The organism is Marinoscillum sp. MHG1-6 (genome assembly GCF_024714475.1).
In the GTDB taxonomy this organism is placed as follows: domain Bacteria; phylum Bacteroidota; class Bacteroidia; order Cytophagales; family Cyclobacteriaceae; genus JAMZMI01.
In genome coordinates, this window is record NZ_JAMZMI010000002.1 from 727,626 (window position 1) to 739,096 (window position 11,471).

Sequence of the window (11,471 nt, forward strand, 5' to 3'; positions counted from 1 at the left end):
AAGCAAATCACCTCAGATAAGCTCCAAACAAGCTTGCGCTGATTTGGTATGATTCTGGCCTTTGCAGGCTGGAAAAACCTATTTACACTAGAACATGGATAAAGAACTGGGCAAAATCCTGATCATTGATGACGATGAAGATGTGTTATTAGCGGCCAAGATGTTGTTAAAAAAGCATGCCAAAGAGGTCTTAATAGAGAAGAACCCTAAGAAAATCCCCTTCCTCCTCAATAATGATGCTTACGACCTGATATTGCTGGACATGAACTTCAGCAAGGATATTACCAGCGGCAAGGAAGGATTTTATTGGCTGGAACAAATTTTAGATAAAGATCCACAGGCGGTTGTGATTATGATTACGGCTTTCGGTGATGTTGAAATGGCCGTTCAGGCATTAAAAGCAGGAGCCACTGACTTCGTTCTCAAACCCTGGCAAAATGAAAAGCTCATAGCCACTCTTAATAGCGCAGCCAAACTAAAGGCCTCCTACAAGGAGGTCAGCCAGCTCAAACAAACCAGCAAGGTACTACAGGAAAGCAGCAATTATGCGTTCAAAGACATCATCGGGAATAGTCATCAGATCAAAGAGGTTTTCAAAATCATTGATAAAGTAGCAAGCACCGATGCCAACGTTTTGATTCTTGGAGAAAATGGAACCGGAAAAGAGTTGATCGCCCGGGCCATTCATCAAAAATCACTACGTAAGGACAATGTCTTTATCGGGGTTGATATGGGCGCCATTACGGAATCCTTATTTGAAAGCGAGCTTTTCGGTCACAAAAAAGGCTCCTTCACCGACGCTAAAGAAGATCGAGCAGGGCGATTTGAGGTAGCTAACAATGGATCCTTATTCCTTGATGAAATTGGGAACCTGAGCATGCCATTGCAGTCCAAACTACTTACTGCTATCCAACGACGAGAAGTTACGCGAATCGGCTCCAATCAGGCAGTCACCATAGACATCAGGTTGATTTGCGCTACTAATATGCCAATCTATGACATGGTAGGAGATAATGAATTCAGACAGGATTTACTATACCGAATCAATACGGTTGAGATTCACCTTCCTCCTCTTCGGGAACGCTCAGAAGATATTGGTCTCCTCGCCGAGCATTTTCTACAGCTATACAACAATAAGTATCGCAAGAACATCAAGAAACTGGCTGCGTCAACTATTAAAAAACTTGAAAAGTATAGCTGGCCGGGAAATATCCGGGAACTTCAGCATGCGATTGAAAGGGCAATTATAATGACCGATTCGGATGTGTTAAACCCGGAAGATTTTTTCTTTCTTGCTCAAAAACCAGATACCAACAATTCTGTTGAAGCAGATAATTTCAATCTGGATGATGTAGAAAAGAACGTAATTCAAAAGGCTGTCAACAAGCACCACGGTAACATCTCCAAAGCGGCGAAGGATCTTGGGCTAACAAGGGCTTCTCTCTACAGGAGATTGGAAAAATATGGACTTTAAGAGTTTCAAATACCAGCTTGCAGGCAGAATTGGCCTATTGGTCGCAACGATTTTCCTATTAACGGGCCTGTTTTATGGCGATAGTAACGCTTTCACCATCCTAATTGTCATTGGGCTTGTCGCCACAGAAATCTATTACCTCTACAGGTATTTGGAAAAATCGAACAGAGAAGTCATCGGCTTTCTTGAAAGCATCAAATGGGATGACTTTTCACATTCCTATCCGGATCGGAAAACTGCGACCAGCCTGGACGACCTGTACCGGGAGTTCAATTACGTGATGAAAAAATTCCGCGAAATCAGGGCTGAAAAGGAAGCACAGCATAATTACCTTAAAACCATCGTGCATCATGTTGGAATAGGGATTTTGACATTCGAGCCCAATGGCGAAATCCAGATTATCAATGCAGCCGCCAAGCATTTACTTGGAAAACGTCAACTGAAAAACATTCAACAGTTGGAGGACGTCAATACCGAATTAGTGAGCAAGCTTCAAAACCTGAGGACCGGGGGAAGAGATTTGATCAAAATCACTAAATCTGAAGAAGAAGAGGTCCAATTAGCAGTTTATGCTATCGAACTAGTGATGCAGGGAAAGCAATTCAAGCTGGTTTCGTTACAGAATATTCAGAGTGAGCTGGAAGAAAAAGAAATGGAGGCCTGGCAGAACCTGATCAGAGTCCTGACGCATGAGATCATGAACTCAGTAACCCCTATTAGCTCCCTTGCAGGAACAATGGAATCCGAAATGCGGGAATGGCTGGCTGATGGGCAGAACATCAACAGCATTACCAATGACACGGTGGAAGACTTTCATACCGCCCTACATACCATTCATAGACGCAGTGATAGCCTGATCAAGTTTGTTAGCGACTTTCGAAATATGACCCATATCACCCTTCCCAATCTTGAGGAAGTTTGCGCCCGTGAACTGATTGAGCACATTCTCTCCCTTTTAAAGCCGGACATTGACGCGGAGGACGTTATCGTGGATTGTCAGGTACCCAAAGACATTAAAATCAATATTGATGAACAACAAATTGAGCAGGTGATTATCAACCTTGTCAAAAATGCGGTTCAGGCGTTGGCAGAAAATGAGGATAGTCAAAAGCCCAAAAACCTAACCATCAAAGCCACCTCAAGACCAGAAGGTGGCGCCATCATTAGCATTATTGACAATGGACCCGGTATAGATGAAGATGCACTGAAGAAGATCTTTATCCCATTTTTCACGACCAAGCAAAACGGATCTGGGATAGGGTTGAGCCTTTCCAAACAGATCATGCGTTACCATAATGGCTCCATCACTGTGAAGTCCATTGTGAATCAGGGCACGGAATTTAACCTGAAATTTATCGCCTGATCTACTAATGTCCGGGATGATCCTTATCCCACCTCCTTCTCATTTCATCAAAAGAATATTTCGCTCCTCCGAAAATGGAAAAAACAACCAACAGAATAAGGGTTACTAGGGATACCCAAAACTCAAAGGAGTTTCCCCCTCCAAACGCCACCGGAGCATTTACAACAATGATTGCGAAAAGAACTATAGGAATCTGAATGATACTCACAGTACGAGTATAATACCCCAGAATAATTAGGGGTGCTCCAAGCAAATGTGCAAAGAGTACATAATGAAATACCCCAACAGCGAAAAATGACATTTCACCAGACAGTTCCTGCACTTTTGCCAAATTCATGGCATAATAGATCCCTTTATACAAAAGAAAAGATCCCAGACATACCCTTAGGGCCACCATCCAATTCATGTGATGGACGTCACCCCAATGCTCAATTTTTGAAAATGTAGACATCATATTTGGAGTTTGGTGCACATCTAAAAGTTGCAAAATTTAGATGTCATCACCTATGATGTCAGAACGCTTAGCTTATGATATTGATCAAGAATACAAATTATGTATTCGACCTCATTTTCTTTTGCTTCTACCGGAGCACATAGCCAAAAGAAAAATACCGGCAATTTTTATTGATGGGAAGGAGTGCAACTCGGATCAAGCAAAATTTCCGTTGAGATATTGCCATTTGTCCAACGCAATGAATACCTATAGTTCGAACAAATTGTTAAAAAATGAATAGGTATCCTTCATTTTCTTTTGCTTGCCCAAAAGAAAATGAAGCAAAAAAAAGGCACCAACGCCAAAAACTATTTTGACTATGTCATTTGAATTACTCAATAAGAGTTTTCCAATGTCAAAAGAGTTCACGCTGGCCTTGGATGACCCTCCCGCTAAACGAAACTAGACATTTTTTTGTGTTAACAAGCCATTGTGATTCTTGAGTTGAATAGACCCTTTTACCGTCCCCCACAAGTTTTTCAACTGATCCTGTAACTCCCAACATACAATATTCATTTTAAAACACCCCAATACTATCTATCTCAAGGCAAGTGGGATATCTTCTTGGTTTTAGTCCAACATGACAGGAAGGAAGATTTTTCCTAGCGTCAAAAGGACAGTATTTGGGTGTATTGAATTGAACCAAGATCAACAGCTATTGGATCTGTACAACAATGGTTGAGAATACGTAATGCTTTCTTACTGGGCATTATTTCCCTGCCTCAAATCACGGTTTCTTCTCATTTCATCCAAAGAATACTTCGCCCCACCAAAAATGGAGAACAAAACGAGCAAGAGAAGCGTGACTATCGACACCCAAAATTCATAGGTATTGCCTACAGACATAAACCCGGCTGGAGCATTGACAAAAATGACAGCTCCGAGCAAGACCGGGATTTGCATAATGCAAGCCGTCCGGGTATAGTATCCAAGAATAATCAAGGGCGCCCCGAGCAAGTGAGCAAATAACACATAATGAGCAGCTCCCATGGACATAAATGCCAGTTCACGAGACATCTCCTGAAGCATCTCCAAATTCATTGCGAAAAAGATGCCCTTGTAAAGGAGAAAGCCCCCTAAAGCCACTCTTAGGGCCACCATCCAGTTCATGCGATGGCTATCACCCCAATGTTCAATTTCTGAAATTGCACTCATTATTTTTGGGTTTTGTTGTTTCTAAAAGATACAACATTTTCTTCTCAAAATCCAGAAGATCAAACATGCCTATTTGTTCCCAATAATTAATAACAAAGCTTTAAAGCTTCCTTTCACCAAAACCTGAAAGGTTGGAATTAACTTTGGGTAGGCCAACATGCCTGCTAAATTTCATTGCATGAAGTATTTATTCATCGTTCAGGGTGAGGGACGTGGTCACATGACACAGGCATTGTCTCTGGCACATATGCTCCGACAAAGCAACCATCAGGTATGCAGGGTTATCGTTGGGAAAAGTAAAAGAAGAAATCTCCCGGCATTTTTTGTAGATCAAATTGGCGCACCCATTGAACATCTGGCAAGCCCCAACTTTGAGACGGATAAAAACCAAAAATCTGTCAAACCTGTAAAGACAGTTATCAAATCGATACTGCAAACCAAAAAATTCAGAAAGTCGATCAAAGCCATTCATAAAATTGTGAAGGAAGATGAACCTGATGTGATCATCAACTTTTATGACTTTCTGGGTGGGATTTACAATTTCATTAAAAAGCCGAAAGCTAAATTCGTCTGCATAGCACATCAGTTCCTTTTGGCTCATCCAGAGTTTGACTTCCCTTCAGGGCGTAAGCTCGACAAAGCATCTCTGAAGCTGGGCAATAAGGTCGCAAGCATGGGCGCGGATAAAATATTATGCTTGTCCTTTCAATATTTCGAGGATTTTCCAAAGAAAAAGCTCTTTGTAGTCCCCCCCCTACTGCGTGAAGAAATCAAATCCTTAGAGATATCCAATGAAGGACATATCCTCGCGTATATGGTGAACCCCGGGTATGGAGAAGAAGTGGAGCATTTTCATAAAGAAAAACCCGATCAGCCTTTGCATTGTTTTTGGGATATGAAGGACCGGCCTGAAGAATATGTGGCGGATGACACCTTAACTTTTCATCAGTTGAACGATAAAAAGTTCCTTCAGAAGATGGCTTCAGCAAAGGGCTATATCACCACCGCCGGATTCGAGTCTGTTTGCGAAGCTATGTACATGGGCAAACCCGTACTGATGGTGCCGGTAGAAGGGCATTATGAGCAGGCCTGCAACGCCATAGATGCCATGAAGGCTGGCGCGGGTATATCCAGCGACCAATTTGAGATCAGCAAACTCATTGATTATATTCCAACATATAAGGACACCTCCGGATGGTTTAGAAAATGGGCCGATGAAGCACCCAAGTATTTTATCAAACATTTGAGCTAATGGCGATTATCAGCAAAAAGAAAATACCATTCAAAATCAGTGATCGCCTGAGAACCTATTTGCGCAAGTATGATCGGCTGGTGGACTTACCCATAAGGTATATGGATTTGACACGATACGATAATAGCATTCCGCTATATGACCGACATGGGAATGACACGCTGTGGGAAACGGTTTTCTATCCACAAGAGGAAATGTCCGACATTCATTTTGCGCTCAAGAAAATCTACGCAATCCTCAAGGCTGATGGCGATTTAGGAGTCATGGACCATCTTTTTGTTGATCGCGTTGATTTATGCGTATATGGCAATACACAGCCCTTCAGGGTGCGTATTGTCAACCACCTCAACGACAACTTCGACTACTTCTATATCAAACAGGGTGACGCTTCCAGAATCTATGGTTTAGAGCTGGAGCATCTTTTATCGCCTAACTGGATTAGTTATGTCGTGTTTGAAAACACCCTGATAGAAGAACATATCGTAGGCATTCCTGCAGAGCAGTTTATTAAAACACATCTTCAGGACCCTAACCTTAATAAAATCCGACTGGCAAAGGAGTTTGTCAAATTTAACGAGAGGTGTTTTGTTAGACTTTTGGGGGATATGCACTCCAGCAATTTTGTGGTGGACATTACCCCGGATTTCGAGGATGTTGACTATCGACTACGAGCAATTGATTTTGACCAGCAATCCTACGAAGGCCGGAAAGCTGTTTACCTTCCTCAGTATTTCAAACAAAACAACCCAATCATCAAAATTGGCCTAAAATACCTCACCCCGGAATCTGTTCATCAATATCAGCGTGAGGAGCGGGCACTGATCGCCAACCGGGTAAAAATGGAAAAAACAAGGATTGATGACCTCATGGAGGTGATGTCCGGAGAAACCCTCTCCAGTGAAAAGAATATCATCTCTTTATCCAAGGACCTCTCTATACATTATGATGAGCCGGATTTTTTAAAATGCGAAAACATGGGTCAGTTGGTTCGCTTGAGTCTGGATATGGTGACAAAAAATCCCGGGTTGTACAAAGATGAGTACTGGATCAGTAGTAAGCGCTCCTAGTAAAGGTACACGCCAAAATCACTATCCAGCTTCACTTCCACATGCTCATCAAGGGTGGTGGACAACTCGTAACCCTTATAATTGGCCAGCACAGGAAAGCGCTTATGGCTTCTGTCTACCAAAACAACCGTCTCTATCTTCTTGACATCCGTCTCCATCAATGCTTTTAAGCAATGAACCAGGGTCCTTCCTGAGTTCAATACATCATCGATTAGTACTACGGATTTACCTGAGAGCTCATCAATTGGCTGATCCAACTGGATCTCAGAAGAAAGTGGATTTTCTTTATTTACGCTCAGCTTAACCAAAGCAATTTTAGAAAAGTCCGAAATTTCCTTAAGTTGATCCTGAATAAGAGAAGCCATTTGGTAGCCCTTATCGTAGACACCCACAAGGACGATCTCCTTCTCAGCGAAGTTGTTTTCAAATATTTCGTAGGCAAACCTTTTGATGATTTGCCGGACGGTTTTTTCAGGAATTATCAGATTGTCAGTTGAAATCATATCTGAGGAATGGGCATTACTTTGCTATTCTTGAAGGTGCTCAAAATCACCATAGATTGAAGGCTGTCGACTACCTCAATTTCGCTTACCTTTTCAAGCATGATGCGCTGGTAGGAGGTGATATCTTTTGCTATCACTTTTAAAATAAAATCTCCTGAGCCTGTAATGTGATGACATTCAATCACCTCGGGAATCATATTGATCTCATTCAGGAATAATTCGATGTTCTTCTTATTATGTCCTTTTAAGGTGACCTGTACGAACGTATGTACCCCCAGCCCAATTTTATCGGTATCCAACATCGCATGATAGCTGTTGATGATCCCGGAATTCTCCAACTTTTTTACCCGCTCTAAGGTAGGAGCCGGAGAAAGTCCTATCTCCTTGGATAGCTGTGCATTGGTGATCTTCGCATTGGACTGCAGAATGTCCAAAATCTTGCGATCGATCTCATCCAATTTCAAATGTAGTGAATTGAGCTTCATCCCAAATTTTATTTGCTAGCAAAATAATTTATGTGATTATTATTTGGAAAAATATACTTAAATCTTCTGAAATAACAATTATAAGACAGGAAAATGCTCACAAACAGAACATTATTAGTGCTTTATTATGCGAAACTGCTTATTTCCTCCATCAAAGGCAACCATAATAATATAGGTACCCGCTTCCATCCTTAGTAGGCTGACTTCAAAAACATTCAACCCCTGTTTGGCATCTAAAATTAACTTTTTAACAACTTCATCGCCTGCGAGGTTCAAAATGCTGACTTTGATATTACCCTGCTCAGGTAAAATAACATTGATGGAAGCACTGTTTTTGGCTGGGTTGGGATACGGTGGTTCGACAACCGCACGACTTCCGGATACAAAGGCACAAATTTCATTATTAACCGGTGTAACATCCTCCACTTCATAACTTGTGCTACCCGTAACGCACAAATAGCCAATAGCTGTTGACTGTGAAGGAATAGTCGTTTTGAGCTTTATAACAGTTTGTTTACCGACATCAATCCTCTTTAGCACCCTTTCGCTCAGCGTAAACTCATTTTCTAGTGTTAGATTAAAATCTATCACTTCGACCGGAAGATTACTTTTATTCTGAACCTGAACTAAAATCTCTTTTTGGCTTCCGTTGTCAGATAATTGAAGCTCTTGCAATTCCAGGTCTATGAGAGGCAGTGCAGAATTGATAATTGCAATCACGCTGTCCATACAACCCTCCTCATTATAGGCCACCAACTTTAATTCCTTCAGCCCTTCATCGATAATCGTGGTGGTGATATCCATAGAAGTCGCAATGAGTTCATCATCCAAATACCACTCGTAGGAGGTTGCATTGGTTGTTTGGTTAGTCGCAGAAAGGCTAAATGGAGGAATCCCATAATCAGAGCTCAACACAAAATCAGGGTTGGGAGACCCATTCACAGCAAGATTGCCAATCACTTCCAATTCGCATTCAAAGGCGGTACTCAACACCACCGATAACTGGTGATTCCCTGAACTAAGCCCCGGAACTGTTACATAAATGCCGCTACCCACATTCTTGCCATCTACAAACCATGTCCTTGTGAGTATTTCATTCCCAACAATCTGCTCTGTTGTATCAGTCAGTAAAATCGCTTCATTATCGCATAATGTACTGGTGGTATAAAGAAATTCCGGATTTTCAGGGAGGGTATAAGTAACCTCTTTGATAGCGGTGCATCCATTTTCCAAATTCGCAATCAGCATGGTGCTATGCTCTCCAGCCACTAATAACTCATGAGACAAGGAAATTCCACTCTCACCGGAAATTAGCACGTCGTCAACTAACCATAAGCGGGATTGAACAGGTACCGCATAGCTCGTTTCATCTAAAAACACTGAAGGCTGTCCCAGGCAATTCAGTTCCGTACTCAATGAAATGATCTGCTCTTCCTGCACCTCCACCATTACCGAGATACTATCCTCACAGCTATTGCTGCCATAAGCTACCAACTGCACTGAATGTGTACCCCCCGTTTCGAAGGCAATGTCCGGGTTTTGCGCAGTAGAGACGATACTACTGTCAACGTACCACTTCCAGGCAACAATACTTCCTCCATTGACCAACGAAAGGTCTGTGAAACCAGCTGGCTCACCGGCACACAATTGAGAATAAGAAAAATCCGCTACCGGCAGGTCATCCACCTTGACCGTTTGTGTTTCAGTATTGGGACAACCATTCAAATCCCTTCCGATCAATACCACTTCAAAAGTGCCTGCATTCGCATACAGGTGATCAGGGCTCACTTCGGAACTAAAGGTTCCATCACCAAAATCCCATTGATAGGTATCGGCCACACTATTATTGGTAAAAGTTGTGAGATCTCCATCGCAAGTCTGGGAAGCTGAAAAACCGACCGTTGGTGAATCAAGAATAGTAAGAGTGTCCTTAACCGTGACCGACTCACATCCCGGAATAGACGAGTAAACTGAGATGATTTTTTCACCTGGTGATGAGAATTGCAAGTCCCAATCGGTGGTCGTACTATCTCCCAAGTCCGTGACAGTCCAGTGATAATCAACTAATCCATCATAACCGGAATCGTCCGTGGTATTGACTAAAGAGATCTGGTTCTCAACACAATAAAAATCAGTTACAATGTCGAAGGTAGGCACTGGCGGCTCAGGGTAAATAGTGATGTCTTGTGTGGTGAAGTTGTGGCAGCCATTGTCGCTGGTGACGTCTAACCGCACGGTGTAGGATCCTACCCCACCCAATGTATCAAAAAGCACCTGAGGGTTTTCTTGATTGCTGTCTTCAATTCCGTCATTGTTAAAATCCCAGGAAAAGGAGGTCAGATCTAGAGAATTATCTACTCCAAATAAGTTGGCATTAAGTAAACACTTGTTATCATCAATATTAATAACCACATCTGGTACTATATCAGTTGTAACATGAATGGTGTCAGACAATACAGAATAAGTATCATCACTTGCTTCAGCGATTAACCTAATTTGTTTATCACCCCCAACATTATATTTCAGCCACCCAATATCTGAAGCGCCAGAAAAGGCCAGGTTTTCACCACAATCTGAAGTATATCGTATTTCATATAAGGACCCGCCTTCAAAAGAGTATCCCCTATATTGACCACTGTCATATAAAAAGGAGAAATGCCCCCCTGTCGTAATAGTGTGGTCAATGTAATTTGCAGTATTGCCCCCGGTTGGAGGACTTAACCAATATGACTTAGCCTGCCCATTTGAGAACATTGAAACCTGAACAAAAATCGTATCGGATAAATCAACAATTTCAAGGTGTCTTCCTAATGTGTTTTCGGGTAATGCTATTTGAGTAACGTTGGTTGGGATAGCAGAAAAGTTTGTTCCAAAATCCGCTCTATAAACCCGGTCTGATAAGAATTCCAGAACATAGCCAAACCAGGAACCATCTTTATAAATGAATTCTGCATCAACAGGTATTCCCAGTACACCGCCTAAATCATAAGCGTTGTAAGTAGGATTGTTATTTGATAAATCTGAGAGAAAGTCAACAACCAAAATTCTTTTACTTTCCTGAATAGTAAGCAATAACTTATACTGATCATTGATATTAACTACGTGAACACTCCGGACCCTCGAAGCCCCTTGACTAAAAACTCCCAGAGTATCAATGGACGGACTATTTGTAATGCTATTACCAAAGTTGAGTCTTATTAACCCAAAACCTTGAGTTTCACTTCCCACAAAACCAAACCATTCACCGTTATGGTCTTGAATTATGTCTATATCCCAAGGCAAGGAAAGGCCAGAGGAAACAATAAGTTCACTATCTATTATAAGCCCACCCGAAAACTTTATTCGGAAAACTCTTCCAGTACGATCAACTATAAACAAATACTCATCTCCTTGGTATTGAATAGATTTTAGTCCATATATATTGCTACCATAACTCTCTGGAATTGATTTGACAACTTTTGCCGGAGCAAGATCAAATTCCCCACCACAAAAGTCCCAATAATAAGACTCCGCCATGAATGATTCATTATTGATTTCAATGAATGCATTCTGACATACGGAGTCTTCCGAGATAATAAAATTGGCAGATACTTGAGCGAATACACCACCATTAAAACAGACGATAACGATGAGTAAAATTAATCCATTAAGAATATCGGAATCGATGTGATGCCTCATA

Annotated in this window: 9 protein-coding genes; 4 read left to right on the forward strand and 5 right to left on the reverse strand. The window is 41.7% G+C overall.

Translation table 11 applies throughout. The features are described 5' to 3' along the window. Nucleotides 1-94 precede the first annotated feature (94 nt). Both NXR94_RS07060 and NXR94_RS07065 read left to right on the forward strand, forming a co-directional pair. Nucleotides 95-1,474 carry a sigma-54 dependent transcriptional regulator gene (locus tag NXR94_RS07060; RefSeq protein WP_258103894.1) on the forward strand — a complete coding sequence of 460 codons (1,380 nt, stop codon included), beginning with the start codon at nucleotides 95-97 and terminating at the stop codon, nucleotides 1,472-1,474. Then, nucleotides 1,464-2,837, forward strand: a complete 1,374-nt coding sequence (locus NXR94_RS07065) for a PAS domain-containing sensor histidine kinase (RefSeq protein ID WP_258103895.1) — start codon at nucleotides 1,464-1,466, stop codon at nucleotides 2,835-2,837. The genes NXR94_RS07060 and NXR94_RS07065 overlap by 11 nt, the downstream gene beginning before the upstream one ends. Nucleotides 2,838-2,841: 4 nt before the next feature. Here the strand turns inward: NXR94_RS07065 and NXR94_RS07070 are convergent, their stop codons facing one another. Together NXR94_RS07070 and NXR94_RS07075 are read right to left on the reverse strand one after the other, a co-directional pair. Continuing rightward, nucleotides 2,842-3,291 (reverse strand): DoxX family protein, encoded by a 450-nt coding sequence (locus NXR94_RS07070; RefSeq protein WP_258103896.1) that lies wholly within the window; start codon nucleotides 3,289-3,291, stop codon nucleotides 2,842-2,844. A gap of 738 nt (nucleotides 3,292-4,029) precedes the next feature. Beyond that, nucleotides 4,030-4,485 (reverse strand): DoxX family protein, encoded by a 456-nt coding sequence (locus tag NXR94_RS07075; RefSeq protein ID WP_258103897.1) that lies wholly within the window; start codon nucleotides 4,483-4,485, stop codon nucleotides 4,030-4,032. Between the two features lie 178 nt (nucleotides 4,486-4,663). On the opposite strand from NXR94_RS07075, the gene NXR94_RS07080 reads away from it, so the two are divergent. After that, on the forward strand, nucleotides 4,664-5,737 hold the full coding sequence (locus tag NXR94_RS07080) for a glycosyltransferase family protein (RefSeq protein ID WP_258103898.1): 1,074 nt from the start codon (nucleotides 4,664-4,666) through the stop codon (nucleotides 5,735-5,737). Beyond that, a complete protein-coding gene (locus tag NXR94_RS07085; protein WP_258103899.1) occupies nucleotides 5,737-6,804 on the forward strand; it encodes a hypothetical protein in 1,068 nt (355 codons plus the stop codon). The genes NXR94_RS07080 and NXR94_RS07085 overlap by 1 nt, the downstream gene beginning before the upstream one ends. Here NXR94_RS07085 and NXR94_RS07090 read toward each other — a convergent pair. The 3 genes from NXR94_RS07090 to NXR94_RS07100 form a co-directional block, all read right to left on the reverse strand. Then, nucleotides 6,801-7,307, reverse strand: a complete 507-nt coding sequence (locus tag NXR94_RS07090) for a phosphoribosyltransferase family protein (protein WP_258103900.1) — start codon at nucleotides 7,305-7,307, stop codon at nucleotides 6,801-6,803. The genes NXR94_RS07085 and NXR94_RS07090 overlap by 4 nt on opposite strands. Next, nucleotides 7,304-7,792, reverse strand: a complete 489-nt coding sequence (locus tag NXR94_RS07095; protein WP_258103901.1) for an Lrp/AsnC family transcriptional regulator — start codon at nucleotides 7,790-7,792, stop codon at nucleotides 7,304-7,306. The genes NXR94_RS07090 and NXR94_RS07095 overlap by 4 nt, the downstream gene beginning before the upstream one ends. 114 nt (nucleotides 7,793-7,906) lie before the next feature. Next, entirely contained in the window at nucleotides 7,907-11,470 is a 3,564-nt protein-coding gene (locus NXR94_RS07100) for a PKD domain-containing protein (protein WP_258103902.1), read from the reverse strand. Nucleotide 11,471 lies beyond the last annotated feature (1 nt).

What these genes read in the sequence shown, in the direction of transcription:
- NXR94_RS07090 (WP_258103900.1), bottom strand. Translation starts at nt 7,307, where the DNA reads ATGATTTCAACTGACAATCTGATAATTCCTGAAAAAACCGTCCGGCAA.
- NXR94_RS07070 (WP_258103896.1), bottom strand. Translation starts at nt 3,291, where the DNA reads ATGATGTCTACATTTTCAAAAATTGAGCATTGGGGTGACGTCCATCAC.
- NXR94_RS07085 (WP_258103899.1), top strand. Translation starts at nt 5,737, where the DNA reads ATGGCGATTATCAGCAAAAAGAAAATACCATTCAAAATCAGTGATCGC.
- NXR94_RS07060 (WP_258103894.1), top strand. Translation starts at nt 95, where the DNA reads ATGGATAAAGAACTGGGCAAAATCCTGATCATTGATGACGATGAAGAT.
- NXR94_RS07095 (WP_258103901.1), bottom strand. Translation starts at nt 7,792, where the DNA reads ATGAAGCTCAATTCACTACATTTGAAATTGGATGAGATCGATCGCAAG.
- NXR94_RS07100 (WP_258103902.1), bottom strand. Translation starts at nt 11,470, where the DNA reads ATGAGGCATCACATCGATTCCGATATTCTTAATGGATTAATTTTACTC.
- NXR94_RS07075 (WP_258103897.1), bottom strand. Translation starts at nt 4,485, where the DNA reads ATGAGTGCAATTTCAGAAATTGAACATTGGGGTGATAGCCATCGCATG.
- NXR94_RS07065 (WP_258103895.1), top strand. Translation starts at nt 1,464, where the DNA reads ATGGACTTTAAGAGTTTCAAATACCAGCTTGCAGGCAGAATTGGCCTA.
- NXR94_RS07080 (WP_258103898.1), top strand. Translation starts at nt 4,664, where the DNA reads ATGAAGTATTTATTCATCGTTCAGGGTGAGGGACGTGGTCACATGACA.